This is a genomic window from Kitasatospora sp. NPDC029367, from assembly GCF_055569135.1.
This window is the reverse complement of record NZ_JBVHYH010000007.1, coordinates 113,907-140,855: the sequence shown is the minus strand read 5'-3', so window position 1 is coordinate 140,855 and position 26,949 is coordinate 113,907. Positions and strand designations below refer to the sequence as shown.

Below are 26,949 nucleotides of genomic sequence, written 5' to 3'. Positions count from 1 at the left end.
CCCACGACACCCGCACCCACGCATCCGCCCCCCCCCCCCCCCGCCCCTCCCCCCCCCCCCCCCCCCCCCCCCCCCCCCCCCCCCCCCCCCCCCCCCCGCCGCCGTCACGCCGTACGGGGCTCACCCCTCCGCCGCTGCGGCACCGGCCAGGGTGCGCAGGGTCTCGTACGCGCCCTGGACCATGCCCCGGCCGCGCAGGGCCCGCACTCCCGTCCCTGCTCCGACCAGCACCGCCAGCCCGACCTGGGCCTGCGGGTTGAACCCGACGAAGGCGCTGAACCCCCGGGTCGACCCGGCCTGGAAGACCAGTTCCTCGGTGCCCTCCCCCTCCCCCTCGGCGTCCTCCCCCTCGGCCGGCACTCCCACCGCGCCGACCGCCGCACCGCCGTCGCCGTCCGCGCCGACCCCGCCCGGACCACCGTCCGGCCCACCACCCGGCCCCCACTGGTTCCAGCCCAGGCAGAGCCGGGTACCGCCCCGGAGCCGCCCCACCCTCGGCCGGCGGACCTCGCCGAGCGCCGTGCGCAGCGCCGGCGCGTCGGCCCGCCCGGGCAGCAGGACGGCGTCCAGTGACAGGTGCGCCTGGAGGTAGCGGAGCAGATCGTCCGCGGTGGAGCGCAGGGCCGAGGCTCCCGGCAGGGCGGGCAGCCGGAAGGACGGCACCCACCGGCCGCGCCGGTACCCGCTGACGTCCTCCCGGCCGGGGCCGCTGGAGGTGTCCACCAGGCCGAGCGGCCCGCAGATCCGGGCGGCCAGCAGGTCGTCGTAGCGCTGTCCGGCCGCGTTGGCCAGCAGCAGTCCGAGCAGCCCGGAGCCGAGGTTGGAGTACCGCACCTGGGTGCCCGGGGTGCCCCGGACAGGGGTCCGTGACAGTGCGTCGAGCAGATGGGTCGGCCCGAACGTGGCGTACGGGCGGGTGTACCACCGGGGTGCCGCGGCCGGCAGCAGGCCGACCGGCAGTCGAGGCAGGCCGGAGGTGTGGGTGGCCAGGTGGAGCAGGGTGATCGGCCGCTCGTGCGGGTAGCCGGGGACGGCGTTCGCGGGGAGGTAACGGTCGATCGGGTCGTCGTAGCGGACCTCGCCGCGGGCGGCCATCTCGGCGAGCAGCAGTCCGGTGAAGGTCTTGGTCACGGACCCGAGCTCGAAGCGGGTGTCAGCGCGGACCGGGTGGCGGCCGGAGCGGTCGGAGTGCCCCCGGCAGGCGACCGTCCGCTCGTCGCCGCGGATCACCACGACGGCGACGCCGCCGTCCGGTCCTGCGGAGCGGAACAGCGGACGGAGCAGCCGGTCGAGGTCCGCCGGGACGTCCTCGGCGGCCTCCGCACGGAACTCCGGGTCGTCCGGGCGGAGCACCCGGCCGGCGCACCGGTCGGCGTCGGCGGGCTCCCCGGGTAAGAGGGGCGGTTGGGGCAGGGTGGTGCCGCCACGGGGCATGGTCGTGCCTCCAGCAGGAACAGCGGGAACAGCGGGAACAGCAGGAAGAGCGGGAACGGAAGGGGGCGCGCACCGGCCCGGATCGGGCGGGCGCCTGCGATCGACCTTAGGGAGCAGTTCACCCGACTGCACTCGGCCTGGGCCGTTCGGGTACCGGTCCATTGCTCCTCGGGAGTGCAGAAGCGGCCTGTAGGGCTTAAGTCATTTACTAGGACAATCCGGATGTCACCCGGACGTCCCGTTAGACTGTTAAGGACGCATCAAGGCCCTTGACAGGATCCGCGGGGCGTCACAGGGCGCGCCGGGAAGTCTGGTCGGCAACTGCACCACCCGTGCATCCGTTTGCCGCTCCCAGCCCCAGGAGGTCCCCGTGACCGACCAGCCGCCCGCCCACGAGCCGACGACCCGCCGCCGGCAGTTCCTCGGCCGGCTGTCACTGCCCGAGCGCACCTTCGTCACCGACGCCCTGCGCACCGAGACGGTCGGCGGCATGCTGCTGCTGGCCGCCGCCGTGGTCGCACTGATCTGGGCCAACGTCTGGCCGAACGCGTACGAGAGCGTGCTCGACCACCGGATCGGCCCCTCCGCCCCGCTCCACCTCGACCTCACCCTGGCCAACTGGGCCAAGGACGGCCTGCTGACGGTCTTCTTCTTCGTGGCCGGCATCGAGCTCAAGCGCGAGTTCGTCGCGGGCGAGCTGCGCACCCCGAGCGCCGCGCTGCTGCCGGTGATCGCCGCCGTCTGCGGCGTCGCCCTGCCCGCGATCCTGTTCGCCCTGGTCAACTCCGGCAGCGGCGGCCACCCCGGCGGCTGGGCCATCCCGACCGCCACCGACATCGCCTTCGCCCTCGGGGTGCTGGCCGTGGTCGGCAGTCACCTGCCCTCCGCGCTGCGCGCGTTCCTGCTGACCCTGGCCGTGGTCGACGACCTGATCGCGATCCTGATCATCGCGGTCTTCTACAGCTCCGGGATCAAGTTCTGGGCACTCGGCCTGGCCTTCGCCGGCCTGGTGCTGTTCTGGTTCCTGCACCGGCGCGGGGTGAAGGGCTGGTACCTGTTCGTGCCGCTGGCCCTCGTGGTCTGGGCGCTGATGCACGAGAGCGGCATCCACGCCACGGTCGCCGGCGTCGCGATGGGCCTGATGCTGCGCTGCCATCGCGAGGGCGACGAGCGGCACTCCCCCGGCGAGCACATCGAGCACCTGGTCCGCCCGCTCTCGGCCGGACTGGCCGTCCCGGTGTTCGCGCTGTTCGCGGCCGGGGTGACGATCTCCGGCCCGGCACTGCGCGAGGTGTTCACCCAGGCCGCCCCGCTCGGCATCGTGATCGGCCTGCTGGTCGGCAAGACGGTGGGCATATTCGGCGGCACCTGGCTGGCCGCCCGGTTCACCCGGGCCGAGCTGAACCCCCAGCTCAAGTGGGCCGACCTGTTCGCCGTCTCGGTGCTCGCCGGGATCGGCTTCACCGTCTCGCTGCTGATCAGCGAACTGGCGTTCCCGGACGACCTGGCGCTGGCCGACCGCTCCAAGACGGCCGTCCTGGTCGGCTCGCTGCTCTGCGCGGTGGTCGCCACCGCGCTGCTCAAGCTGCGCAACCGGCACTACCGCGCCCTGTGCGAGGAGGAGGACCGGGACGAGGACGGCGACGGCATCCCGGACGTCTACCAGCAGGACGACCCGGCCTGGCGGGCCCGTACCGCCGACCCGGCGACGCTCGCCGAGGCACCCCGGCCCCTGCCGGGCGAAGGCCCCGGTACCGACCGCTGAGCCCCGCCGGCTCGGCGGCCAACGCGTCGAGCCCCGCCAACGGACCCCGCCGAACCCCACCGAGGGACCCCGCACCGCACCCCGCAGCCGCCTTCCGAAGCCCGGACACGTCCCTCCGGCGGGGCCCCGGAGTGGTGTCCGACTGACCGGTAGGGGCATGATTCTGAGCTGTCGACACACCACTGACGCCTCCGGACCCCCCACCGGCCCCGGAAACCGCGCACCGCGACGGCGTCACGCCGCAACAGCCGCAGAGGAGAACCGCTGATGCCCACAGGAGCCGCAGACCCGTCCAGCAACGGCCGGGCGCCCTACGAGGGCGAGCGTTCGGTGGGGCAGCTGTTCGCGGCGGCCACCGCCGACCTGAGCGCCCTCGTCCACGACGAGATCGCGCTCGCCAAGTCCGAGATCAAGGCGGACGTCAAGCGCGGCGTCTCCGGCGGCGTCTCGGTCGCCGTCGCCGCCGTGGTGCTCCTGTTCTCCGTCCCGATGCTGAGCGCCGCGTTCGCCTTCGGCATCCACGCACTGGGTCTGTCGCTCGGCTGGTCCTTCCTCATCGTGGCGGGCGCCTACTGGGTGCTGGCCGCCATCCTCTTCGTGCTGGCGCGGCGCTTCTTCAAGAAGATCCAGAAGCCGGAGCGCACCATCGAGGGCGTCCAGCGGACCGCCGAGGTGCTGAAGAACGCCCGGCCGCGCCCGGCCACCCAGGAGGAGATCGACCGGGGCCTGGGCCGCATCCCGTAGCCGACCCCGCCCGTACGTGCCCGGACCCGCCCGCAGCGAGTGCCGGGCACGTGTCCTTCGCACGGATGTGACACGCTCTCGGTATGCCGCTCGACCAGAAGCCCGTTCCCGCGCAGCCGTCCGCCGTCTCCGGCCCCGCCTCGGGCCCCGGGGCCGGCCCGGAGGCCGGCGGGGGCGCCGCCGTCCCCGGACGGTCCGACGACGCCGCTGCCGAGGCGTGGAGCATCCGGCAGTCCGGTCCGTGGACGCACCGCGACCTGGCGGCCAACGGCGCCCGTTTCCACATCACCGAGCTGGGCTCCGGCCCGCTGGTGCTGCTGGTGCACGGCTGGCCCGAGTACTGGTGGGCCTGGCGCCACCAGCTGACCGCGCTGGCCGAGGCCGGCTACCGTGCCGTGGCGCTCGACCTGCGCGGCATCGGCGGCAGCGACCGCACCCCGCGCGGCTACGACCCGGGCAACCTCGCCCTGGACATCACCGGGGTGATCCGCTCGCTCGGCGAGCGCCGCGCGCACCTGGTGGGGCACGCCTCCGGCGGCACCCTGGCCTGGGTGGCGGCGGTGATGCGCCCCTCGGTGATCCAGAGCCTCACCGTGGTCTCCGCGGCGCACCCCCGGGACCTGCGCCGGGCGCTGCTGACGGACCGCAAGCAGATCGCCGCCTTCGACCACGTCCTGGGCTTCCAACGGCCGTGGATACCGGAACGCCGCCTGGTCGCCGACGACGCGGCGCTGGTGGGCCGCTACCTGGACGAGTGGACCGGGCCGAACAAGCTGGACGGAGCGTCGGTGCACGCGTACCGGCAGGCGATCCAGATCCCCAGCACCGCGCACTGCTCGATCGAGCCCTACCGCTGGCTGCTGCGCTCGATGGCCCGGCCGGACGGCATCCAGTTCGCCCGTCGGATGAAGAAGCCGATCACCGCGCCGACCCTGCACGTCCAGGGCGCCGCGGACCCGGTGCTGCTGTCGCACACCGCGCTGGGCGGCGGCGAGTACGTGGCGGCGCCGTACCGCTGGCGGCTGCTGCCGGGGGTCGGGCACTTCCCGCACGAGGAGGCTCCGGAGGAGTTCACCGCGGAGCTGCTGGACTGGGTCGGTCGCCACAAGGAGTGACGGCGGGAGAGCCCCTCTCCAGGACTCCCGGAAGGGGCCGAAAGTCCCAACTCCCTTGATGTTACGCTCATATGACATGCGCATGGGCCAGGTTCGGCGCACCAGAGGCGGTTACTCCCTCCGGCCCAGGGGCATCCATTCCGGTATGACCTGGATGCCCGATCGCGACGACGCCCCGCGCGGCCGACGCCACAACAGTCCCCAGCGCCCCGCACACCTCCCCGACTGGGCGGAGGACCTCGGCTTCGAGGGCCTCGACCGCCGCCAGCGCGGGGCGCAGCGGCAGATGGGCATCCCGCGGATCCTCGGCCGGCGCGCCCGCTGGGTGGGCGCCCGGCTGCGGCGCGAGACCTGAGGCCCCGCGCCGCGCCGGCCTGGCGTACGACGTCCGGGCGGCCGGTCAGTTCCGCACGGAGGTCGTACGGCGGCCGGTCAGTTCACGATCTGCGGTGACAGCGCCGTGAACCAGAGCAGCACGAAGGTCGCCACCGACATGATCGGCACCAGCACCTTGGTCTCGACGTTGTTGCCGCTGCGCTTGATCAGCACGATCTCGTAGCGCTCCTTGTGCGGCCACAGCAGCGGCGCGCCCTTCTTGGTCAGGCAGTCGCCCAGCAGGTGCGCCAGCGTGCCCAGCCCGACGGCGTACGGCAGCCAGCCGGGCGCGTTGGGCATCCAGGTGTTCATCCCGAAGGTGCCGAGCGCGGCCAGGCCTATGACGGTGATCCACGCCTCCGGGCCGCTGCTCGGCGGGCAGAGCCGCAGCGCCTTTATCGCCAGTGCCAGGAGGAAGAACGTCACCGTGAGGGTGAAGTAGCGACCCAGGAAGGTGACGCCGGCCCAGGTGCCGCCGCCCATCAGCGCGACGAACAGCAGCGAGTGGGTGGCGTGCCGGTGCCCGCCGGAGGCCCAGGCCACGAAGCGGCAGAGCGCCTTGGAGAGCGGGCCGAGGAAGTTGGCGATCGAACCGTCGTGGTGGTCGAGGTCCGGCAGCAGTGCCGCGCCCGCGCACAGCACCGTGCCCATCAGTATGTCCGCCGGCTGGAGCGTGGTGTGCAGCAGCAGCGGGGGCAGGAAGGGGGCGGAGGCCGCGTACAGCATCGCCCCACTCACCGCGTGCGAATGACCCATCATCGGACTACCACGACCTCCCGTTGACTCACTCCGGGACGGCAACCCGGTTGAGCCGAACGGGTGAGCGCGGCCGAGGCTACCAGGGCGGCCTGACGGCACGACGGATCCCGCACCGGCGGGCCGCCACGGTTTCTGAACGCGCCCTGGGAGCGCGGCCTCAGCGCTTGCCCTCGGAGTGCGGCCTCAGAGCGCGCAGCCCTGGGTGTCCACCCGGCCGCTCGCGCTGCTGCCCGCCGTCGCGTCCTCGCGCACCTCGGCCGAGGTCAGCACGTACCCGGTGTCGGCGCTGTCCAGGGACTTGGCGAACACCACGCCGTACACCTGCCCGTCCGGGGTGAGCAGCGGGCCGCCGCTGTTGCCCTGGCGGACCAGCGAGCGCACCGAGTAGACGTCCCGGACCACCTGGCCGCGGTGGTAGATGTCCGGGCCGTTGGCCTGGATCCGGCCGCGGATGCGGGCGGGCTGGACGTTGAAGGCGCCGTTCTCGGGGAAGCCCGCGACGATCGCGCTGTCGTTGGTCCTCGCCTCGCCCGCGAAGGTCAGCGGGGGCGCGTTGAGCTTGGGCACGTCCAGGACGGCGATGTCCCGCTGCCAGTCGTAGCGGACCACCGTGGCGTCGTACAGCTGGCCGACGCCGCCGATCTGCACGGTCGGCTCGTCGACGCCGCCCACCACGTGGGCGTTGGTCATCACCCGGTGCGGGGCGAAGACGAAGCCGCTGCCCTCCAGGGTCTTGCCGCAGGAGGTCGCGGTGCCGACCACCTTGACCAGGCTCTGCCGCGCCCGGGCCACCGCCGGGCTGTTGGCCAGCGCCGGGTCCGGGGTGTCGACCTGGGTGATCGGCTCGTGCTCGAAGGGGTTGAAGACCTGCGGGAAGCCGTTGCGGGCGAGCACCTTGGAGAAGTCGGAGAACCAGTTCGGCGCGTCACCCGGCAGCGCCTCCTGGACGCCGCTGAGGATCGCCGAGGAGCGGACCTGCTTGGAGACCGTCGGCAGGGACGTGCCGGCCAGCGCGGAGCCGATCAGCCAGGCGACCAGCAGCATCGAGATCACGTTGACCACCGCGCCGCCGGACGCGTCCAGGACCCGGGCCGGACGGCGGTCGATGTGGCCGCGCAGCTTCCAGCCGTAGTGCGCGGTGACCGCCTGGCCGATCGCGGCGCAGACGATCACCACCACCACGGCCACCACCGAGGCCGTGGTGCCGGGGCTGAGGTGGTCGAGCAGCAGCGGCAGCAGCTGGACGGCCAGCAGGCCGCCGCCGAGGAAGCCGACGAGCGACAGGACGCCCACCACGAAGCCCTGCCGGTAGCCCGAAATGGCGAATCCGACGGCGGCGAGGACCAGCAGCACATCCAGCACGTTCACTCCGACACCCTCCCACGCTTCGCGACCGTGCCGCGCCGACGGTCCGTCACGAGCTCTCGGCGCCGCCGCCCGGCAGGGCCCGGGAGTGTTCGAGGTCGCCCTGGACGAGCGCCAGGGCGTCGTCCGAGAGGTCGACGACCCGGGACGGGTCCCACGGCCGCTCCAGCCCGCTGTGGTGCAGCACCCGGTCGATCACCCCGGCGGTGAACCCCCAGACCAGCCGCCCGGCCACCGCGAAGGCCGGCCCGACGTGCCCGGACGGGTGCCGCAGCCGGACCCGGTTCGCCGGGTCGGCGAGGTCGGTGATCGTCACCCGGAACACCGCGCCGGTCTCGCCCTGGTCCACCGGCCGCACCGGCGACTCCTCGCGCCACCAGCCCAGCACCGGGGTGACCACGAAGCGGCTCACCGGGATGTACAGCCGGGGCAGCGCGGCGAAGACCTGCACCCCGGCCGGGTCCAGGCCGGTCTCCTCCCAGGCCTCGCGCAGCGCCGCCGCGATCGGGCCGGAGCCGTCCGGGTCACCGTCCTCCGGGTCCAGCGCGCCGCCCGGGAAGGACGGCTGGCCGGCGTGCGAGCGCAGCGAGCGGGCCCGCTCGATCAGCAGCAGGTCCGGCCCGTCCGGGCCCTCGCCGAACAGCATCAGCACCGCCGCCGCCCGACCGCCCTCGCTCGGCGGCAGGAAACGGCTCAGCTGCTCCGGCAGCACCCGCTCGGCCGCGTCCCGGACCGGCTCCAGCCAGCCCGGCAGGCCGCTCCGCTCGATGGCTCCCCCGATCACGCGTCCACCCCCAGGTCCGCGACCCGCCCCTGGTGGGCGGCCGCATCGGCGCGGGCGGCGGCCTCGCCGGGGAAGTCCGACGGCGGCTTGAGCCGCTGGCCGGGCTGACCGCCCATCTCGTACTTGAGCAGCTTGCGGGCCTTCTCCGTATCCAGCTCGCCCTCCCCGTACGCGGGGCAGAGCGGCGCGATCGGACAGGCCCCGCAGGCGGGCTTCTGGGAGTGGCAGATCCGGCGGCCGTGGAAGACCACGCGGTGCGACAGCATCGTCCACTCCGACTTCGGGAAGATCTCGGCGACGGCCAGCTCGACCTTCACCGGGTCCTCCTCGGTGGTCCAGCCGAACCGGCGGGCCAGCCGCCCGAAGTGGGTGTCCACGGTGATGCCGGGCACTCCGAAGGCGTTGCCGAGCACCACGTTGGCGGTCTTGCGACCGACGCCGGGCAGGGTCACCAGATCGGCCAGCCGGCCCGGGACCTCACCGCCGAACTCGTCGCGCAGCGCGGTCGAGAGGCCGATCAGCGACTTCGCCTTGTTCCGGAAGAAGCCGGTCGGACGGATGATCTCCTCCAGCTCCTCCGGGTTCGCCGCCGCCATGTCCTCGGGCGTCGGGTACTTCGCGAACAGCGCCGGGGTGGTCTGGTTCACCCGCAGGTCGGTGGTCTGCGCCGACAGCACGGTGGCCACCAGCAGCTGGAACGGGTTCTCGAAGTCCAGCTCCGGGTGGGCGTACGGGTACAGCTCCGCCAGCTCGCGGTTGATCCGCCGGGCCCGCCGCACCATCGCCAGGTGCGACTCGGGCTTCCTCGGCTTCACCGCCGCCGTCTTCGCAGCCGGCTTCGCGGCCTTCGCGGCCCGCTTCACGGGCGGCTTCGCTGCTGCCTGGTTCACGTCCGGCTTCACGGCCGACTTCACGGCCTGCGTCGCGGCCGGATCGGTCGCGGTCTTCCGGGCCTTGCTCTCTGCCATGCACGAAGGCTACGCCGCCCGGCGGACCGCTTGGGGCCGATCAAGGACGGAAGAAGTGACGAACGAAGTGACGGAAGAAGTGAGGGAAGAAGCGACTGCCGGGGCGGGTGGCGTTCAGCGCAGTGTGCGGCCGATGGTGCCCTCAAGGGTGTTGAGCAGGCCGGCCAGGGCCTCGGCGAGGCGGTCCTGCTCGTCGGGGGTGAGGCCGGAGAGCAGGGCGCGGTCGTAGGCGACGAGCTCCTGGACCAGGCCGTCGACCAGCTCCCGCCCGGCGTCGGTGAGCGAGAGGTGGGCGACCCTGCGGTCCCGGTCGTCGGTGCGGCGGCTGACCAGCCCGCGCTCCTCCAACAGCCGCAGGCGCTTGGTGACGGCGGCACCGGAGGCGAAGCTCTCGCGGGCCAGCTGGGTGGGCGTCAGCTCGACCTCGACCCGGCGCAGGGCGCCGAGGATGTCGAACTCGGCGCGGGTGAGGCCGGCCCGGGTGAGCGGGTCGGGCGTCTGCTGGAGCAGCGCGGCGCAGCGGTTGATCCGGCCGAGGACGGCGATCGGGCCGGTGTCCAGTCCCGGGTACGCGCGCTCCCACTGGCGCAGCACACCTGCGACGACGTCCTCCACGTGCGCTGCTCCCGTTCTGCGACCGACCGTCCGTCGATCCTAGGGCGTCTCTTCGGACCCCCGTCGTCCGCCCGCCCGGCAGGCGGCAGTTCGAAGCAGGCCCTCGGACGTGTCCGGCGTGCCGCGTCGCGCCAGGAGGGCCGCCAGCAGGTGGTGGGCGTGCTGCTCGGTGTCGGCGGTGCGGCGGTGCGGGAGGGCGGGGCGGCGCCATTCACCGGTGGCGGTGTCGGCGGCCTCGCGCAGTTCCAGCAGGGCGGTGGCCAGTCCGGTCCGGGCCGCCAAGGCGTCGGAGCCGACGGCCGCAGCGGCGGCGACCGCCGCCCGGGCCTCCCGGGCGGCGGTCTCGGCCCCGGCCAGGGCGCGGGACAGCCGGGTGGCGGTGCGGCGGTTGGTGACCAGCAGGCAGGCGGCGAGGCCGGTGAGCGCGCCCACGCAGGTGTCCAGCCAGCGGTCGGCGACCAGGGTCCGGGCGGGCTGGAGGCCCGCGAACTCGGTCATCAGCAGGGCCATCGGGGTGACGAAGACGGTGGCCAGCCAGTAGCTGCGGGCGATCGTCGCCTCGGCGCCGAACTGACACAGCAGCCCCAGCCCGATCATCGCCGGCTGCCCCGAGTGGGCGAGGGGCAGTGCGGCGGTGAACAGCACCAGGCCGATCAGGTTGCCCAGCACCCGCTGCAGCGCGCGCTGCCAGGAGAGCGTGCTGTTGGCCTGGAACACCGAGGCCGCGGTGACCACCGCCCAGTAGGGGCGGCCGACGCCGAGGGCCAGCGAGAGCCACCCGGCGGCGGCGCAGCCCACCGCGACCCGCAGGGCGATCGGCAACAGCGCCGAGCCCGGCCCCAACGCCTGACGCAGTGCCCGGCGTAGTGCCCGGTGCAGCGGCAGGCGGGGGCCGGGGCGGTGGCCGGGGCGGTGGCCGGGGCGGTGGCCGGGGCGGTGGCCGGGGCGGTGGGCGCGCAGTTCGGCGGCCTCGGCTTCGGTGAGGTCGAGCAGCGGCAACCGGCGGCCCCGGCGCAGGTCACGGGCCCAGGCCTGGTACCGCTCGGCGACGGCGGCGGCAGCGGAGTCGTCGGCCCGCCCGGCGGGCGCGGCCAGGGCCGACTCCGCGCGGACGAGCAGCCGCTCGGGCGCGTCGCCGAGGGTGCGCCACCGTGCCGGGGAGGAGAGGGCGAGGCTCTGCCGGGCCGCGGCGACCGCGCCGACCAGTGCGGTGCGGGCGGCCGCGTCCGGGGTGCCGGGCGCGGTGCGGGCCAGCCGGGCGGCGGCCTCCAGCGCGCGGGCGGTGGCGATCCGCTCGGGCCCGTACGGGCGCAGCAGCGCGGGGGCCATGCCGACCAGCCAGGCCAGTGCGGCGCCGAGCGCGGTGAGCGCCAGGTGCGGCGGGAGGTCGGTGGGGTGCTGCGGGACGAACGCGCAGCTGGCGGTGGTGAAGGTGATGATCAGGCTGCCGGGCGGGCCGATCCGGGCGGCGTCGCAGCCCAGCTTGTGCAGCGCGGCGAGCACGGCCGCGACCGCGACCAGCACCACGGCGTCGCGGGTCAGCGCGGCGGCGGTGAGGGCGACGGCGGTGCTGAGCAGGGTGCCGAGCAGCACGCCGGCCAGGGTGCGGGCCCGGGCCCGGTAGGGCAGGCCGTGGCCGTACAGCGCGCCGAGGCCGCCGGCCGAGGTGTAGAGCGCGAGGTCGAGTCGGCCGAGGGCGAGCAGGGTGAGGTTGAGGAGGCCGAGGGTCACCACGGCGCTGAGCGCGGGCTTGTGCCAGATGTCCCCGGGCGGGCCGACCCGGAGGGCCTGCCGGAACTGGGCGGGTGTGGCCATGAAAAAAGATTAGCAGGTAATTTACCCGTGAAATACCTGCTCGTGGGACCGGGCACATGTGTTTCCCGGGAGCGACGAGTTCTGCGGCGAGCCCCGGCCCGCGCCCCCTGAACCCCCGTCCACCTCCGCGTCCTAGTCTTCCCACGGGCCGACCGTCGAGAAGATCGAGGAAAGAGGAAGCATGCACGGGGACTTCAAGGACTTCGCGGACATTCCCACCACCACCCTGGCCGATGTCCTGGGCCGTGCCCAGGTCACGGACATCGGCCTGCGCCCGCTCTGGGCGGGCATGCCCCGGGTGGCCGGACCGGCCTTCACCGTGCAGTGCCCGCCCGGCGACAACCTGATGCTGCACGCGGCGATCTACCGGGCCGAGCCCGGCTCGGTGATCGTGGTGGAGTCCGGCGACCTGGACTACGCGCTGGCCGGCGGCAACGTCTGTGCCGTGGCGCAGCGCCGGGGCGTCGCCGCCTTCGTGGCCGACGGGCTGATCCGCGACCTCGGCGAGGTACGGGAGTTGGGCTTCCCGGTGGTCGCCCGGGGCGTCATCCCGATCCCCGGGGCCAAGAAGCAGTTGGGCACCCACGGCGCACCGGTGCGCTGCGGCGGCGTGCTGGTGGCCGCCGGCGACATCGTGGTGGCCGACGAGGAGGGCGTCGTGGTGGTGCCCGCCGCCGAGCGGGCGAGGGCCCTGGAGGCGGCCCGGGCGAAGCTGGCCAAGGAGTCCGCCGAGACCCTGGACGACTGGGAGGCCGCCCACCACGCCCGGATCGAGCAGAGCCTGGCCGAGCTGGGCTTCACCGGGTAAGGAGTCAGTACAGCCCGTTCAGCTCCCCGAAGCCGAGCGCCCCGTCGAGCTCCGTCAGCGTCCCGGCGCCGAGCAGCTCGACGGCGGCCCGGTGGGCCGTGGTGTACGCGGCCTGGGCGAGGCCGGTACCGACGCTGACTCGCCGCACCCCCGTGGCGGCGAGTTCGGCGACGCTCGGCCCGCCCGGCCCGGCCATCGCGTTCACCGGCAGCGGGGAGCGCCGGCACAGCTCAGCGAGCAGGTCGAGGTCCAGCAGCCCGGGGACGAACAGGCCGTCGGCGCCCGCCTCGGCGTAGGCCTCGGCCCGGACCAGCACGTCGTCGAGCCCGCCCAGTCCGAACAGGAACACGTCGGTCCGGGCGTTGACCAGCAGCTCGGGCAGTCCGGCCGCCGCGGCCGCGGTACGGGCCGCGCGCAGCCGCTCGGCCTGCTCGGCCACCGGGAACAGCGGCCCGCCGACGGCCGTCGAGTCCTCCAGGTTGACCCCGGCCGCGCCGGCGCCGACCAGTTCGGTGACGGTCTCGGCCACGTCGGCGGGCAGCGGCCCGTAGCCGCCCTCGGCGTCGACGGTGACCGGCAGGTCCACCGCGGCGACGACCCGGCGGGCCGCCGCGACCGCCGCCGCCCGGTCCATCCGCTGGCCGTCGCCGCGGCCCAGCGACCAGGAGACGCCGCCGCTGGTGGTGGCGATGGCCCGGGCGCCGGCCGAGGCGATCACCGCGGCGCTGCCCGCGTCCCAGGCGTTGGGCAGGACGAGCACGCCCTCCGCGAGGAGTTCGCGCAGCCGCAGCGCCCGCTCGCGGGCCTCGGGGGTGGTGGACATGGTGGGTCACCGGCTTTCGTACGGAACGGTGGGAACGCAGGCATCCTGCGCCCCGCTCCGGGCCGGCCACCAGTGATTAAGCTGGGGCCGAATCTTCCGAAGGGGGCCGCGGCATGCGGACGGAACTCCACTTCTCCACCCAGGACTTGGCGCTGACCCGGTTCGCGGTCAGCCCGATGCAGGAGGTGGTGACCAGCCTGCGCGCGCTGGCCCGCTCCCCCGTCCCGGCGCTGCACCGCCGCTGGGCCGACCAGGTGCGCGAGCGGCTGGCCGCCGCCGGACTGGACCGGGGCCGGCTGGCCGCGATGGTCCCGCCCGAGGGCCACCTGCCCGACTTCCTCAACCCTGCCCCGGCGGGCTGCTCGACCACGCTCGCCGAGGAGCTGTCCGCGATCACCGCGACCGGCGCCGAGCAGGTCCGCGCCGACCTCGACATCCTGGCCGCCGAGGCCAGCGGCCGGCTGCCCGCCGCCCTGGAACTGCTGCACCGCGACCCGGCCGGCCAGCTGCCCCGGCTGGCCGCCGAGATCGAGGCGTACTGGGAGCTGGCGCTCGCCCCGTACTGGGCCCGGATCAGCGCGCTGCTGGCCGCGGACGTCTTCCACCGCTCCCGGCAGGCCGCCGAACACGGCAGCGCGCGGATGCTGGACGACCTGCACGAGACGATCCGCTGGGACGGCACCGCGCTGCGCCTGGAGCACCGCCACTGCGCGGTGAACCGGCTGAACACCGCGGCCGGACTGCTGCTGGTGCCCTCGGCCTTCGCCTGGCCGCGGGTGCTCACCCGGGTGCTGCCGCCGGACCCGCCGCAGCTGGTCTACCCGGCGCGCGGCACGGCCGCGCTCTGGGAGGAGCGCCCGGGCTCGGCCGCGCGCACCGACGCGCTGGCCGCCGTCCTCGGCCGGTCCCGGGCCCAGTTGCTGGCCGAGCTGGACTCCCCGGCCTCGACCACCGAGCTGGCCCGCCGGACGGGGCTGTCCCCCGCCGCCGTCTCCCAGCACCTCACCGCCCTGCGTACGGCGGGCCTGACCAGCGCCCACCGGGCCGGGCACGCCGTCCTCTCCGCCCGCACCGCCGTGGGCGACTCCCTGTTCGATCCGGACGGACGGAAGTTCGGCCGGGCGGCCGCCGCCGGGCGCCCCGCCCCGTGACCCGCCGGTGCGAATGGCCCCGCACGGCACACCCGGACACACCCCCTCCTCATATGATCGGAGCGACATGCGCCATGCTTGGTGATGCAGAACACTGAACGGAAACTTGCGCCGGACGGCCCACCCGCCGGACGGCCGAGAAGGAGGAAGCACGTGGACGACGTTCTGCGGCGCGCCGCACTCTTCGCGGCACTCGACGACGAACAGGCCGGCGAGCTGCGCGCTTCCATGACCGAGGTCACCCTCGCCCGTGGTGAGTCGCTGTTCCACGAGGGCGACCCGGGCGACCGGCTGTACGTCGTCGCGGAGGGCAAGGTCAAGCTGCACCGCGCCTCGCCGGACGGCCGCGAGAACATGCTGGCCGTGCTCGGCCCCAGCGAGATGATCGGCGAGCTGTCGCTGTTCGACCCGGGCCCGCGCACCGCCACCGCCAGCGCGCTGACCGAGGTCAAGCTGCTCGGCCTCGGCCACGGCGACCTGCAGCCCTGGCTGCACGCCCGCCCCGAGGTCTCCATCGCGCTGCTGCGGGCCATCGCCCGCCGACTGCGCCGGACCAACGACGTGATGTCCGACCTGGTCTTCTCCGACGTGCCCGGCCGCGTCGCCAAGGCCCTGCTGGACCTCTCCCGCCGCTTCGGCGTGCAGTCCGAGGAGGGCATCCACGTCGCCCACGACCTCACCCAGGAGGAGCTGGCCCAGCTGGTCGGCGCCTCCCGCGAGACGGTCAACAAGGCGCTCGCCGACTTCGCCGGCCGCGGCTGGCTGAAGCTGGAGGCGCGCGCGGTGGTCCTGCTGGACGTCGAGCGGCTGTCGCGCCGCTCGCGCTGACGCTCCGAGCACCGCGAAGGGCCCGTCCGAGCCGGACGGGCCCTTCGGCGTTCCGGGATCAGCCCTGGTCCGGGATCAGCCCGTGATCCTCCAGGTACTCCAGCTGGGCCCGCACCGACAGCTCGGCGGCCGGCCAGAGCGCCCGGTCCACGTCCGCGTAGACCCGGGCGACCACCTCGGCGGCCGTCCGGCAGCCCGCCTCGACCGCGGTCTCCACCTGGGCGAGCCGGGTGGCCCGGTGCGCCAGGTAGTAGTCGACCGCGCCCAGCGCGTCCGCGAGCACCGGGCCGTGGCCGGGCAGCACCGTCCGCACGCCGTGCGCGGAGGCCATCGTGTGCAGGTGGCGCAGCGAGTCCAGGTAGTCCCCGAGCCGGCCGTCCGGGTGGGCGACCATCGTGGTGCCGCGGCCGAGCACGGTGTCCCCGGTGAGGACCGCGCCGTCGTCCGGCAGGTGGAAGGTCAGCGAGTCCGAGGTGTGGCCGGGGGTGGCGACCACCCGCAGGTCGAGGCCGCCGACGTCCAGCCGCTGGCCGCCGACCAGGCCCTCGGAGCCCAGCCGGTGCGCCGGGTCCAGGGCCCGTACCTCGGTGCCGGTCAGCTCGGCGAAGCGGGCCGCGCCCTCGGCGTGGTCGGCGTGGCCGTGGGTCAGCAGGGTGAGCGCGATCCGCTTGCCGCGCTCCTCGGCGAGGTCGAGCACCCGGCGCAGGTGGCCCTCGTGCAGCGGGCCGGGGTCGACCACCACCGCGAGGTCCGAGCCGGGCTCGGAGAGCAGCCAGGTGTTGGTGCCGTCCAGGGTCATCGGCGACGGGTTCGGCGCCAGCACGCACAGCGCCCGCGCGGTGGCCTCCCCGCCCACCGCCGCAGCGGGGTCGCCCGGCAGGACTCCGCTCATGCGCCCAACCACCTCTCGACGGTTCGCCCGCTCACCGGCCACCCTCCAGTTCGCGGTGCAGAGCCCGCAGGGGCAGGACCCGGACGAGGGCGCGCTGGGCGACCTCGACGAACGGGACCGGACCGTCACAGGCCGCGGAACGGGGGATCACTCGGCGGGCGGGCAGCTCGGGGGCCGTCCGGCGAGCCACATCGTCGTGGTCCATCGGTCGTCGGTCCTTTCCGGTCGGCATCTCTCGAAGTCGTCGTGCAACGGTTCGCACGAGGGGGTTCGTACGACAGGGTCCTCGCACGGAGGGCGTTCGTACGGCGGGGTCCCCGCACGGAGGGGTCCTCGTACGGAGGAGGTCAGGATTCCTCGGCGGGGTACTCCCCGTCGATGGTCAGTTCGTCGTACCCGGGCCAGCGGACCGTCATCCGGTCGCCGCGGACCTCGGCCCGGCCCAGCACCGGCTCCAGCACCCGGTCGGCGGCCGCGGCCAGCGCCTCGGCGGCGGTCCGCACCGACGACAGCTCGCGCAGCACCGTGACCGTCGGCGGCAGCATGCCGAACCGGCCCTCCTGGTAGCCCCGGACCGCCTCGGCGGGCGTCAGCCAGGCGACCCGGTCGGCCTCGCCGACCTCCAGCGCCGCACGCTGCCCGGCCGGCAGGGCGGCGACGAAGAACCAGGTGTCGTAGCGCCGCTCCTCGAACTCCGGGGTGATCCAGCGGGCCCAGCCGCCCAGCAGGTCACTGCGCAGCACCAGGCCGTGGTCCCGCAGGAACTCGGCGAAGGACAGCTCGTGGGCCTCCAGCGCGGCCCGCTCCGCGGACCAGTCACGCGGTGCGGCGACGCTCTCCGGGTCCGGTCCGGCCAGCAGCACGCCGGCCTCCTCGAAGGTCTCGCGCACCGCCGCGCAGACCACCGCCCGCGCCGTCCGGGCGTCCACCCCGAGCCGCTGCGCCCACTCCTCGGGCGACGGCCCGGCCCAGCCGGTCTCGACCTCGGCGTCCCGCGGGTCCACCCCGCCACCCGGGTAGGCGTACATCCCGGCCGCGAAGGCCATCGAGGTGCGACGGCGCAGCAGGTAGGCCTCCGGCCCGTCGGCGGCGTCGCGCAGCAGCACGACCGTCGCGGCGGGTCTGGCCACCGCCGGGGTCAGCAGGCCGGAGTCGACCGCCCGGATCCGGGCGGGCCAGCCGGGCGGCATCGGGAGCGTCGTTGCTCGATGGTCCATGCCCGGATGCTAAGCGCACGAAGGCGGGGTTGGACAGGCCCGACCCCGCCTTCGTGATCACGCTCGGACTCAGGCGCTCTTGACGCGCACCTGGAGCTCGACCTCGACCGGGGCGTCCAGCGGCAGCACCGCGACGCCGACCGCGCTGCGGGCGTGCACGCCGGCCTCGCCCAGCACCGTGCCGAGCAGCTCGCTGGCACCGTTGATCACGGCGGGCTGGCCGATGAAGTCGGGGGCGGAGGCGACGAAGCCGACCACCTTCACGACCTGCTCGATCAGGTCCAGGTCGCCGATCACCGACTTCACGGCGGCCAGGGCGTTCAGCGCGCAGGTCTGCGCGAGCTCCTTGGCCTCCTCCGGGGACACCTCGGCACCGACCTTGCCGGTGCTCACCAGCTTGCCGCCGACGACCGGCAGCTGGCCGGAGGTGAACACGAACTCACCGGACCGGACGGCCGGCACGTAGGCGGCGACCGGGGCGGCCACCGGCGGCAGGGTCAGGCCCAGCTCGGCGAGCTTCGACTCGACCTTGCTCATGCGTTCTTCTCCCGCTTGAAGTAGGCCACCAGCTGCTCCGTGTTCGGGCCGGGCACGACCTGGACGAGCTCCCAGCCGTCCTCGCCGAAGTTGTCCAGGATCTGCTTGGTGGCGTGCACCAGCAGGGGCGCCGTCATGTATTCCCACTTGGTCATGGCCAGACTCTAGACGAGGTGTCCCGGCGATCGCCGCCGCCCGGGCCGCCGTGCGGGCCGCGCACGCGCAGCCGCACCGGCCCTCGCCGACCGGCGTGTGAGGTGGGGCACAAAGGGGGCATGATTCAGTCCTGGCGCCCCAGGTGCTCCGGGCATCGGGAGCGCTCCCTGGTTACCCTCGCGAGAGGGCGTCCTCGCGAGGGGGCACCCGCAGGGAGGGGCGTCCGTACGGAGCGGCATCCTCGTGGAGGGGCGCCCTCGTCCGCGAGCGGCCCCCTCGGCAGGGGTACCCCGCAGGAGGGGCGCCCGCAGGGACGGAGACGGACGGAGACGCAGCGTGGCACGCACCCCCGGCCAGGCGACCCGGCGCGACCCCGACTGGGAGGGGGTCCGGCTGCACGTGGTCAGCGGCAAGGGCGGCACCGGGAAGACCACGCTGGCCGCCGCGCTGGCCCTGGCCCTGGCCGCCGACGGCGGCCGGGTGCTGCTGATCGAGGTCGAGGGGCGGCAGGGCATCGCCGAACTGTTCGGGATCGCCGCCCTCCCGTACGAGGAGCGCCGGATCGCCTCGGTCTCCCGCCCCCAACTGGGGCTGCCGGCCGGCGAGGGCGGGCCGGGCGAGGTGCTCGCGCTGGCGATCGACACCGAGCAGGCGCTGCTCGAGTACCTGGAGATGTTCTACAAGCTCGGCCGAGCCGGCAAGGCACTGCAGAAGGTCGGCTTCGTCGACTTCGCCACCACCGTCGCCCCCGGCGTACGGGACGTGCTGCTCACCGGCAAGGCCTGCGAGGCGGCCCGCCGCAAGGGCCCGGACGGGCGGCGGCGCTACGACGCGGTGGTGATGGACGCCCCGCCGACCGGGCGGATCACCCGGTTCCTGAACGTCAACTCCGAGGTCGCCGGGCTGGCCCGGATCGGCCCGATACACACCCAGGCGCAGGCCGTGATGCGGGTGCTGCGGTCCCCGGAGACCGCGGTGCACCTGGTCACCCTGCTGGAGGAGATGCCGGTGCAGGAGACGGTCGACGGCTTCACGGAGCTGCGCGAGGCGAAGCTCCCGGTGGGCGGAGTGATGGTCAACATGGTCCGGCCCCCGCTGCTGGACGCGGCCGCGGTGGCCGCGGTGGACGGGGACCACCGCGAGGAGGTCGCGCTGGCCCTCGGCGAGGCCGGGCTGGGCGGGCGCTCGCGCAAGGCGGAGACGGTACGGGCGGCGGTCGAGCCGCTGATCGACCCGCTGCTGGAGCAGGCCAGGGAGCACGCCGAGCGGGTCGAGCTGGAGCGCGCGCAGCGTGCCGACCTGCAACAGCTGCGGCTCCCGACGTACGAACTCCCGTTGCTGGGCGAGGGCGTGGACCTCGGCGGGCTGTACCGGCTGGCGGGCGAACTCAAGCGGCAGGGGGCGGCGTGACTCCGGCGAACGGCGGCAGCGGTGGCGGTGGCGTTAGTGGTGGCGGCAGCGTTGGTGGTGGCGTCGGCCGCGGTGGCAGCGGCAACGGCAACGGCAGCCGGCTCGCGGTGGACGAGCTGATCGACGACCCGAAGACCCGGATCATCGTCTGCTGCGGCTCCGGCGGCGTCGGCAAGACCACCACCGCCGCGGCGATCGGCCTGCGGGCCGCCGAGCGCGGCCGCAAGGTCGTGGTGCTGACCATCGACCCGGCCCGGCGGCTGGCCCAGTCCATGGGTCTGACCGAGCTGGACAACACCCCCCGGGTCGTCAAGGGGGTGGACGGGGAGGGCCGGCTGCACGCCATGATGCTCGACATGAAGCGGACCTTCGACGAGGTCGTGCTGGCCCACGCCGAGCCCGAGCGGGCCAGGGCGATCATGGAGAACCCGTTCTACCAGTCCCTGTCGGCCGGCTTCGCCGGCACGCAGGAGTACATGGCGATGGAGAAGCTCGGGCAGTTGCGCGCCGCCGAGGAGTGGGACCTCATCGTCGTGGACACCCCGCCGTCCCGCTCGGCGCTGGACTTCCTGGACGCCCCCAACCGGCTCGGGTCCTTCCTGGACGGCCGGGTGATCCGGATCCTGACCGCGCCCGCCAAGGTCGGCGGCCGCAGCGCGATGCGCTTCCTCAACGCCGGGATGGGCCTGCTCACCGGCACCCTGGGCAAGATCTTCGGCGCCCAGCTGCTCACCGACGTGCAGACCTTCGTCAGCGCGATGGACTCGATGTTCGGCGGCTTCCGCGAGCGCGCCGACCGCACCTACCAGCTGTTGAAGGCGCCGGGTACGGCGTTCCTGGTGGTGGCGGCGCCGGAGCGGGACGCACTGCGCGAGGCGGCGTACTTCGTGGACCGGCTCGCCGCGGACCGGATGCCGCTGGCCGGACTGGTGCTCAACCGGGTGCACAGCACGGGCGCGCCGCAGCTCACCGCGGAGCGGGCGCTGGCGGCGGCCGAGGCCCTGGAGGAGAACGGCTCGGAGCACTCCTCGCCGGAGGCGGAGCTGCTGGCGGCCGGACTGCTGCGGCTGCACGCCGAGCGGATGCAGATCATGGGGCGCGAACGGCGCACCCGGGACCGGTTCGTCTCGGTGTACCCGGACGTGCCGATCGTGGAGGTGGCCGCGCTGCCGGGGGACGTCCACGACCTGGACGGGCTGCGGGCCATCGGGGGGCGGCTCAGCGGCGCGGCGTAGTCCGGGCCGCGTGGCGTATTCCGGGCCGCGTGGGGCCAGTGTTCCGAGCCGGGTGGGGGCCGACAGGCGCCAGTGGTCCGGGCCGGGCCGGGGCCGAGTGGTCCGGGCACTCCGGCCGGGTGGTCCGGGCCGGAACGGGGGGAGCCCCGGACCGCGAGGTGCGGCCGGGGTCAGCCCGCCTGGGCGTAGTCCGTCAGTATCACGCCGGTCGCGAGGGACTCCTCGTACTCGGTGCGGGCGGTCTCCAGCAGCCTCCGCCACGACATGACCGTCGGGCGGCGGCGCAGCAGCGCCCGGCGCTCGCGTTCCGTCATCCCGCCCCACACCCCGAACTCCACCCGGTTGTCCAGCGCGTCCGCCAGGCACTCCGTCCGGACGGGGCACCCGCTGCACACCGCCTTCGCCCGGTTCTGTGCCGCCCCCTGGACGAACAGTTCGTCCGGATCACTCGTGCGGCAGGCGGCCTGCGCACTCCAGTCGTCAACCCAGCCCATGCCGGCGCCGTCCTCTCCCGATGATTCGAGGCTCCCCCACGGCGGCAACGGCATATTCACCGTTGCCAGTTGAGGACGTTACGGAAGAAGGACTGCTTGCAACAGCCCCTTCGGGCTCAATCTCGAATGACCCGATCGGACTATGGGTATCGGTCATCTCACTCGTTGGAGTGATCGCAGGTCGCGGCACTTGCGAGCCGCGAGGCCCCCACTCTCGCCGCAGGCGTCGTCACCCAGCGCAACCGTCTACTCGAACACAACAGGCCACAGCCGCCTCAAAACCCGGACAAGGGTGAGCAATTCGGGCAAGTCTCCGCACTCACAAGAGTGAGTGATGTTGACGCACCGAAGCTGTCGCAAGCTTGTGACAAGCCTAGGCGAACACCTGCCCCGGTGTACGGGAATCGGGGACGTAGGGTTCTCCCCATGGCACCGAAGCGCCCACTGGCACCCCAGCCCCCAGGCAACCCCGGAGCTCCGCGACGCAAGAGCGGCGGATCACCGATGGACCACGTCGGCAACGGCGTGAAGTTCCTGGGCGTCAGCGTGCTCTCCGGAGTCCTGCTGGCAGGGCTCGCCCTGCCCGCCGTCGGCGCCATGGGCCTGACCGCCAAGGACACGGCGGAGAGCTTCCAGAACATCCCCGACGACTTCAAGACCCCGCCGCTCACCCAGGCGACCCAGATCTTCGACGCCAAGGGCGGTCTGATCGCCAAGGTCTACGAGCGCGACCGCACCGTCCTCACCGCCGACCAGATGTCGCCCTTCATGCGGCACGCCCAGGTGGACATCGAGGACGCCCGCTTCTACGAGCACGGCGCCGTCGACCTCAAGGGCATCCTGCGCGCCGTCGGCAAGAACGCGGAGAGCGGCACCGCCTCCCAGGGCGCCTCCACGCTGACCCAGCAGTACGTCAAGAACGTCAACGTGGAGAAGGCCGGCGACGACCAGGCGGCCGTCCTGGAGGCCCAGCGCAAGACCCTGGGCCGCAAGATCCAGGAGCTCAAGGTCGCGATCAAGCTGGAGGAGGACCTGACCAAGGATCAGATCCTCACCAACTACCTCAACATCACCTTCTACGGCCACCAGGCCTACGGGGTCGAGGCCGCGTCCCAGCGCTACTTCAGCAAGAGCAACAAGGACCTGACCGTCGCCGAGGCCGCCACCCTCGCCGGCGTGGTCCAGAACCCGTCGCAGTACGACCCGGTGCGCTACCCCGACAACACGGTGAAGCGCCGCAACGTCGTCATCGACAAGATGCTGGAGAACAAGCACATCACCCCCCAGCAGGCGGCCGAGGCCAAGGCCGCCCCGCTGGGCCTCAAGTACAAGGACCCGCAGAACGGCTGCATCACCGCCCAGGCGGGCATGGGCTTCTTCTGCGACTACGTCCGCCACGTGGTCAAGCAGGACCCGGCCTTCGGCAAGAACGCCGACGACCGCAAGAAGCTGTGGGACACCGGCGGTCTGAACATCTACACCACGCTGGACCCGGACAAGCAGGCCGCCGCCCAGAACGCCGTCACCAAGAAGGTCAACGTGACCGACCAGGTGTCGGCCGCGGCGACCATGATGGAGCCCGGCACCGGCAAGATCCTGGCGATGGCCCAGACCCGCCCGTACGGCCTGGACCCGAACAAGAACCAGACCGTCGTCAACCTCAACGTCGACGCCTCGATGGGCGGCGGCAACGGGTTCCAGACCGGTTCGACCTTCAAGCCGATCCTCGCCGCGGCGGCGCTGGAGGCGGGCATGTCGAACACCCAGTCGTTCCCGTCCGAGAACAAGATCGACTACCCCCAGATGTCGACCTGCAACGGCACCTGGAAGAACACCGACAAGCCCAAGGCCACGGTGAAGAACGAGTCGACCGGCGAGGTCGGCCCGTACGAGCTCAAGCAGGCCATGGCGCTGTCGGTCAACACCTACTTCGTGCAGATGGAGCAGCAGGTCGGCCTCTGCGCGATGAAGCAGATGGCCAACAAGCTGGGCATCACCCAGTCGGCGAAGGGCGACCAGTTCCAGGAGGTGCCCTCGATGGTCCTCGGCACCCTGGAGCTCTCCCCGCTGACCATGGCGAACGTCTACGCGACCTTCGCCGCCCGCGGCAAGTACTGCACCCCGATCGCGATCAACAAGATCACCACGGTGGACGGCAAGGACCTCAAGGTCCCGCAGTCCCAGTGCAGCCAGGCCTTCTCCGAGTCGACCGCGGACTCACTCAACACCGTCCTGCTCAACGTGACCGAGAAGGGCACCGCGGCCGCCCTCGGCCTCGACGACGGCCGCAAGATCGCGGGCAAGACCGGTACCACCGACGAGAAGAAGGCCGCCTGGTTCGACGGCTACACCCCGTCGCTGGCCACCGCGGTCTGGCTCGGCGGCCCCGCCGGCGGCGTCAAGATGAAGAACATCAACATCGGCGGCAAGCACTTCGACGAGGTGTTCGGCGCCGACGGCCCCGGCCCGATCTGGCAGATGGCCATGAACCAGGCGCTCAAGGGCTCGCCGCTGGAGCCCATCCAGACCACCAACATCCCGGACCCCCAGCCGGCCACCCCGCCGGCGGGCACCGGCCCGACGCCGGACCCGAACGCCCAGCAGCCGGGCGCCCAGAACCCGCCGCCGCCCGCACCGGGCGGCGGGAACCCCGGTAACCCCGGTGGGGTGATAGGAGGAGGGTTCACCCTTCCGCCGGGCATGATCGGCGGGGGCGGTAACGGCAATGGCAACGGGAACGGCAACGGCGGCAGGCACGGCTGACCGACCCGACCCCGGTACGACGGCGAAGGGGCGCCCTCCGGATCTTCCGGAGGGCGCCCCTTCGCCGTGCCGGCGGTGCCGGCGGCACGGCCGTCACGGCAGCGGCGGGCAGCTCAGCGCAGCGCGGCCGTCACGGCGTCGACGTGCAGCTCAGCGCAGCGCGGCCTTCACCGCGGCGGCCACCCGGCCGCCCTCGGCCAGTCCGTCCACCTTCGGCTTCACCAGCTTCATCACGGCGCCCATCGCCTGCGGACCGCTCGCCCCGCTCTCGGCCACGGCGGCGGCCACGATCGCGGCCAGCTCCTCGTCCGAGAGCTGCTTCGGCAGGTAGCCCGCCAGCACCTCGCCCTCGGCGCGCTCGCGCGCGGCCTGCTCGACCCGGTCGGCCTTGTCGAAGGCCTCGGCCGCCTCCCGGCGCTTCTTCGCCTCGCGGGCGATCACCCGCTGCACCTCGTCGTCGGACAGCTCGCGCTTCTCGTTACCCGCCACCTCCTCGCTGGTGACGGCGGACAGCGTGAGCCGGATGGTGGACGAGCGCAGCTCGTCCCGGTCCTTGATGGCAGCCGTGAGGTCCTCCTGCAGCTGCGCCTTGAGCGTCGTCATGGGCCCGAGTCTCCCACCTGGGACGTTCCGTCGCTTGCCATTAACGGTTGCCGTCGGCGGTCGCTGTCAACGGCTGCCGTCAGCAGTTGCCGTCAGCGGTCGGCCGCCACCGCCGGATCCGTAACCGCCTACCCTGGTTACATGACCGACGGAGACGGCGCAGCGGAACACCCGACCGGCCTGGTCCTCACCACCGCCACCGGCACCCGCTTCCACTTCGACCCCGGCGCCCTCTGCCTGGAACTGCTCACCACCGGCGGCCCCGGCCCGTACGCCCGGTACGAGGTGCTGCACCGCCCGTCCGACCTCACCGACTGGCTCCGGCGCTCCCGGCTGCGGCTGCCCGTCGGCACCGTACTGATCACCGACGACCAGCTCGGCGCCGCCCGCACCCTGCGCGACGCCCTCTGGCGCCTGGCCGCCGACCGCGCCCACGGCCGCCCCGGCGACCCCGCGGACCGCGCCGCCCTCAACCGGGCCGCCGCCCACCCCCCGCTCGTCCCCCAGATCGCCCCGGACGGCACCGCGGCCGCCCCGCTGCCCGCCGACGGCACGCAGCTCGTCTCCACCCTCGCCCGGGACGCCATCGCCCTGCTCACCGGCCCACACGCCGACCGGATCCGGGAATGCCGGGCGCACGACTGCCGGCTGCTCTTCGTCGACACCTCTCGGCCCGGACGGCGGCGCTGGTGCTCGATGGAACGCTGCGGCAACCGCAACAAGGTCCGGGCCCTGCGCGCCCGCCGGGACACCGACCCGACCGATCCGGTCGCCCCGACCGCCCCGGGCACCTCTGCCGCCCCGAACACCTCTACCGACCCGGTCGACGCGATGCAGGTCACGGAGGCCGTGTCCGCACCGCGCCACCGGACGTTCACCAGCTGATCCACCGTCTGAGAGCATGGGCTGATGCGACCGCTGTACTCCGTCCCCCTCGGTGTCGCCGCCGCCGGCGCCGCCTGCCTCGCCTACTCCGTCGGGTACGAGGTACGTGCCTTCCGGCTCCGCCGCGTCGAGGTCCCCGTCCTGCCCCACGACGCCAAGCCCATCCGGGTTCTCCAGGTGTCCGACATCCACATGGTGGCCGGGCAGGGCAAGAAGCAGCGCTGGCTGCAGAGCCTCGCCGGCCTGCGCCCCGACCTCGTGGTCAACACCGGCGACAACCTCTCCGACCCGCTCGGCGTCCCCGCCACCCTCGACGCCCTCGGGCCGCTGATGGACTTCCCCGGCGTCTACGTCTTCGGCTCCAACGACTACTACGGGCCGGCCCGCAAGAACCCCGCCCGCTACCTCCAGGCCATGCGCAGCGGCGTCCACGGCATGAACAACCCCGACGGCACCGGCAACCGCGGCATCAGCGGCGCCGTCCACAACCCCTGGGAGAAGCTCCGCGACGGCTTCGACGCCGCCGGCTGGCTCGACCTGACCAACACCCGCGGCCGCCTCACCGTCAACGGCCTCGACCTCGAGTTCACCGGCCTCGACGACCCGCACATCCGCCGCGACCGCTACGCCGCCGTCGCCGGCGGCCCCTCCGCCGACGCCGACCTCTCGCTCGCCGTCGTGCACGCCCCCTACCTGCGCGTCCTCGACGCCTTCACCGCCGACCGCTACCCCCTGATCCTGGCCGGCCACACCCACGGCGGCCAGCTCTGCATCCCCTTCTACGGCGCCCTGGTCACCAACTGCGACCTCGACACCCGCCGGGTCAAGGGCCTCTCCACCCACAAGGCCGGCGGCCACCACTCCTACCTCCACGTCTCCGCCGGCTGCGGCACCAACCGCTACACCCCGGTCCGCTTCGCCTGCCCCCCGGAAGCCACCCTCCTCACCCTCACCCCGGCCCCCCGCTGACCCCGACCGGACGCCCGCCGAAACCGGATTTCGTGTCTCGGCGAGCGTCCGGTAGAGTTCTACTCGTCGCGAAGGAGACGGAGCGACAAACAGAAAGACCGGGGTGTGGCGCAGCTTGGTAGCGCGCTTCGTTCGGGACGAAGAGGCCGTGGGTTCAAATCCCGCCACCCCGACCCAGTACAGAGGGCCCACCGGAGAGATCCGGTGGGCCCTCTGACGTTATGCAGGGCCAATTGGGCAGCTGCGAAGGTCCGATGGACTTGCGGATCTTGGTGTCCGGCGCAGCCGACGCATCGTCGGAGAAGGACGGCACCCCGTTCCACGACAGCGCGGCACACGGGCCTGCGCCGAGGCGCGCCGTCAACACCCAGCGGGTCGTCCGCAGCAGGGCGACAGCCCAGCGGGTGAAGCGGCTCCACAAGGGCCAGTGCCAAACGTG

The 26,949-nt window shown here is 73.5% G+C and carries 27 protein-coding genes and 1 tRNA gene; 13 read left to right on the top strand and 15 right to left on the bottom strand.

What is annotated here, in order from left to right; translation table 11 throughout:
* Nucleotides 1-120: 120 nt before the first annotated feature.
* Nucleotides 121-1,353 carry a serine hydrolase domain-containing protein gene (locus ACZ4W5_RS06860; protein ID WP_465653393.1) on the bottom strand — a complete coding sequence of 411 codons (1,233 nt, stop codon included), beginning with the start codon at nt 1,351-1,353 and terminating at the stop codon, nt 121-123.
* Between the two features lie 451 nt (nt 1,354-1,804).
* Here ACZ4W5_RS06860 and nhaA point away from each other — a divergent pair, with 451 nt between their 5' ends.
* The 4 genes from nhaA to ACZ4W5_RS06840 all read left to right on the top strand — a co-directional run bounded on the left by nhaA (nt 1,805) and on the right by ACZ4W5_RS06840 (nt 5,413).
* Complete coding sequence (nhaA, locus tag ACZ4W5_RS06855; RefSeq protein ID WP_402488066.1) at nt 1,805-3,199, top strand: Na+/H+ antiporter NhaA; 1,395 nt, start codon at nt 1,805-1,807, stop codon at nt 3,197-3,199.
* Nucleotides 3,200-3,466: 267 nt separating this feature from the next.
* A complete protein-coding gene (locus ACZ4W5_RS06850) occupies nt 3,467-3,943 on the top strand; it encodes a phage holin family protein (protein ID WP_360226998.1) in 477 nt (158 codons plus the stop codon).
* Between the two features lie 83 nt (nt 3,944-4,026).
* Entirely contained in the window at nt 4,027-5,058 is a 1,032-nt protein-coding gene (locus ACZ4W5_RS06845; protein ID WP_465653391.1) for an alpha/beta fold hydrolase, read from the top strand.
* 145 nt (nt 5,059-5,203) lie between these two features.
* Nucleotides 5,204-5,413 (top strand): hypothetical protein, encoded by a 210-nt coding sequence (locus tag ACZ4W5_RS06840; protein ID WP_360227004.1) that lies wholly within the window; start codon nt 5,204-5,206, stop codon nt 5,411-5,413.
* A 77-nt stretch (nt 5,414-5,490) separates the two neighbouring features.
* On the opposite strand, the gene ACZ4W5_RS06835 is transcribed toward ACZ4W5_RS06840, so the two are convergent.
* The 6 genes from ACZ4W5_RS06835 to ACZ4W5_RS06810 all read right to left on the bottom strand — a co-directional run bounded on the left by ACZ4W5_RS06835 (nt 5,491) and on the right by ACZ4W5_RS06810 (nt 11,739).
* Entirely contained in the window at nt 5,491-6,189 is a 699-nt protein-coding gene (locus ACZ4W5_RS06835; RefSeq protein WP_465653399.1) for a metal-dependent hydrolase, read from the bottom strand.
* Nucleotides 6,190-6,375: 186 nt separating this feature from the next.
* Complete coding sequence (locus ACZ4W5_RS06830; protein ID WP_360227010.1) at nt 6,376-7,560, bottom strand: MarP family serine protease; 1,185 nt, start codon at nt 7,558-7,560, stop codon at nt 6,376-6,378.
* 46 nt (nt 7,561-7,606) lie between these two features.
* Nucleotides 7,607-8,341 (bottom strand): NUDIX hydrolase, encoded by a 735-nt coding sequence (locus tag ACZ4W5_RS06825; RefSeq protein WP_465653389.1) that lies wholly within the window; start codon nt 8,339-8,341, stop codon nt 7,607-7,609.
* Complete coding sequence (gene nth / locus ACZ4W5_RS06820; RefSeq protein ID WP_465653387.1) at nt 8,338-9,309, bottom strand: endonuclease III; 972 nt, start codon at nt 9,307-9,309, stop codon at nt 8,338-8,340. The genes ACZ4W5_RS06825 and nth overlap by 4 nt, the downstream gene beginning before the upstream one ends.
* A 114-nt stretch (nt 9,310-9,423) precedes the next feature.
* Entirely contained in the window at nt 9,424-9,924 is a 501-nt protein-coding gene (locus tag ACZ4W5_RS06815) for a MarR family winged helix-turn-helix transcriptional regulator (RefSeq protein ID WP_360227019.1), read from the bottom strand.
* 39 nt (nt 9,925-9,963) lie between these two features.
* The gene (locus ACZ4W5_RS06810; RefSeq protein WP_465653385.1) at nt 9,964-11,739 is read right to left on the bottom strand and encodes an FUSC family protein; all 1,776 of its coding nucleotides are present in this window, start codon (nt 11,737-11,739) and stop codon (nt 9,964-9,966) included.
* A 181-nt stretch (nt 11,740-11,920) separates the two neighbouring features.
* On the opposite strand from ACZ4W5_RS06810, the gene ACZ4W5_RS06805 reads away from it, so the two are divergent.
* Nucleotides 11,921-12,547: an RraA family protein gene (locus ACZ4W5_RS06805; protein WP_360227025.1), complete on the top strand. Its 627-nt coding sequence runs from the start codon at nt 11,921-11,923 to the stop codon at nt 12,545-12,547.
* Nucleotides 12,548-12,551: 4 nt separating this feature from the next.
* On the opposite strand, the gene ACZ4W5_RS06800 is transcribed toward ACZ4W5_RS06805, so the two are convergent.
* Nucleotides 12,552-13,370, bottom strand: coding sequence for an isocitrate lyase/PEP mutase family protein (locus ACZ4W5_RS06800; RefSeq protein ID WP_465653383.1), 819 nt, complete (start codon nt 13,368-13,370; stop codon nt 12,552-12,554).
* A gap of 113 nt (nt 13,371-13,483) precedes the next feature.
* On the opposite strand from ACZ4W5_RS06800, the gene ACZ4W5_RS06795 reads away from it, so the two are divergent.
* The gene (locus tag ACZ4W5_RS06795; RefSeq protein ID WP_465653381.1) at nt 13,484-14,521 is read left to right on the top strand and encodes a DUF5937 family protein; all 1,038 of its coding nucleotides are present in this window, start codon (nt 13,484-13,486) and stop codon (nt 14,519-14,521) included.
* Nucleotides 14,522-14,674: 153 nt separating this feature from the next.
* Entirely contained in the window at nt 14,675-15,349 is a 675-nt protein-coding gene (locus ACZ4W5_RS06790) for a Crp/Fnr family transcriptional regulator (protein WP_030288117.1), read from the top strand.
* A 58-nt stretch (nt 15,350-15,407) separates the two neighbouring features.
* On the opposite strand, the gene ACZ4W5_RS06785 is transcribed toward ACZ4W5_RS06790, so the two are convergent.
* The 5 genes from ACZ4W5_RS06785 to ACZ4W5_RS06765 all read right to left on the bottom strand — a co-directional run bounded on the left by ACZ4W5_RS06785 (nt 15,408) and on the right by ACZ4W5_RS06765 (nt 18,150).
* The gene (locus ACZ4W5_RS06785; protein ID WP_360227034.1) at nt 15,408-16,241 is read right to left on the bottom strand and encodes an MBL fold metallo-hydrolase; all 834 of its coding nucleotides are present in this window, start codon (nt 16,239-16,241) and stop codon (nt 15,408-15,410) included.
* Nucleotides 16,242-16,272: 31 nt separating this feature from the next.
* Complete coding sequence (locus tag ACZ4W5_RS06780; protein ID WP_360227037.1) at nt 16,273-16,446, bottom strand: hypothetical protein; 174 nt, start codon at nt 16,444-16,446, stop codon at nt 16,273-16,275.
* A 142-nt stretch (nt 16,447-16,588) separates the two neighbouring features.
* On the bottom strand, nt 16,589-17,458 hold the full coding sequence (locus tag ACZ4W5_RS06775; RefSeq protein ID WP_465653378.1) for an NUDIX hydrolase: 870 nt from the start codon (nt 17,456-17,458) through the stop codon (nt 16,589-16,591).
* Nucleotides 17,459-17,527: 69 nt separating this feature from the next.
* The gene (locus tag ACZ4W5_RS06770) at nt 17,528-17,995 is read right to left on the bottom strand and encodes a RidA family protein (RefSeq protein WP_360227042.1); all 468 of its coding nucleotides are present in this window, start codon (nt 17,993-17,995) and stop codon (nt 17,528-17,530) included.
* Nucleotides 17,992-18,150 (bottom strand): DUF4177 domain-containing protein, encoded by a 159-nt coding sequence (locus tag ACZ4W5_RS06765; RefSeq protein WP_360227045.1) that lies wholly within the window; start codon nt 18,148-18,150, stop codon nt 17,992-17,994. Before ACZ4W5_RS06765 ends, ACZ4W5_RS06770 begins: the two co-directional genes overlap by 4 nt.
* A 337-nt stretch (nt 18,151-18,487) precedes the next feature.
* Here ACZ4W5_RS06765 and bagA point away from each other — a divergent pair, with 337 nt between their 5' ends.
* Both bagA and bagB read left to right on the top strand, forming a co-directional pair.
* The gene (gene bagA, locus ACZ4W5_RS06760) at nt 18,488-19,561 is read left to right on the top strand and encodes an ATPase BagA (RefSeq protein ID WP_360227047.1); all 1,074 of its coding nucleotides are present in this window, start codon (nt 18,488-18,490) and stop codon (nt 19,559-19,561) included.
* A gap of 107 nt (nt 19,562-19,668) precedes the next feature.
* Nucleotides 19,669-20,796: an ATPase BagB gene (gene bagB / locus ACZ4W5_RS06755; RefSeq protein ID WP_402488264.1), complete on the top strand. Its 1,128-nt coding sequence runs from the start codon at nt 19,669-19,671 to the stop codon at nt 20,794-20,796.
* A gap of 170 nt (nt 20,797-20,966) precedes the next feature.
* Here bagB and ACZ4W5_RS06750 read toward each other — a convergent pair whose 3' ends face one another.
* A complete protein-coding gene (locus tag ACZ4W5_RS06750) occupies nt 20,967-21,290 on the bottom strand; it encodes a WhiB family transcriptional regulator (protein WP_033333275.1) in 324 nt (107 codons plus the stop codon).
* A gap of 504 nt (nt 21,291-21,794) precedes the next feature.
* On the opposite strand from ACZ4W5_RS06750, the gene ACZ4W5_RS06745 reads away from it, so the two are divergent.
* Nucleotides 21,795-24,053 (top strand): transglycosylase domain-containing protein, encoded by a 2,259-nt coding sequence (locus tag ACZ4W5_RS06745; protein WP_360227050.1) that lies wholly within the window; start codon nt 21,795-21,797, stop codon nt 24,051-24,053.
* A gap of 150 nt (nt 24,054-24,203) precedes the next feature.
* Here the strand turns inward: ACZ4W5_RS06745 and ACZ4W5_RS06740 are convergent, their stop codons facing one another.
* The gene (locus ACZ4W5_RS06740; protein WP_360227053.1) at nt 24,204-24,656 is read right to left on the bottom strand and encodes a GatB/YqeY domain-containing protein; all 453 of its coding nucleotides are present in this window, start codon (nt 24,654-24,656) and stop codon (nt 24,204-24,206) included.
* A 141-nt stretch (nt 24,657-24,797) separates the two neighbouring features.
* Between ACZ4W5_RS06740 and ACZ4W5_RS06735 the strand changes: the two genes are divergently transcribed.
* From ACZ4W5_RS06735 to ACZ4W5_RS06725, 3 genes are all read left to right on the top strand, one after another.
* The gene (locus ACZ4W5_RS06735; RefSeq protein WP_465653375.1) at nt 24,798-25,541 is read left to right on the top strand and encodes a CGNR zinc finger domain-containing protein; all 744 of its coding nucleotides are present in this window, start codon (nt 24,798-24,800) and stop codon (nt 25,539-25,541) included.
* Nucleotides 25,542-25,565: 24 nt separating this feature from the next.
* On the top strand, nt 25,566-26,510 hold the full coding sequence (locus ACZ4W5_RS06730; protein WP_465653373.1) for a metallophosphoesterase: 945 nt from the start codon (nt 25,566-25,568) through the stop codon (nt 26,508-26,510).
* Nucleotides 26,511-26,609: 99 nt separating this feature from the next.
* A tRNA-Pro gene (locus ACZ4W5_RS06725) sits at nt 26,610-26,683 on the top strand.
* Nucleotides 26,684-26,949 lie beyond the last annotated feature (266 nt).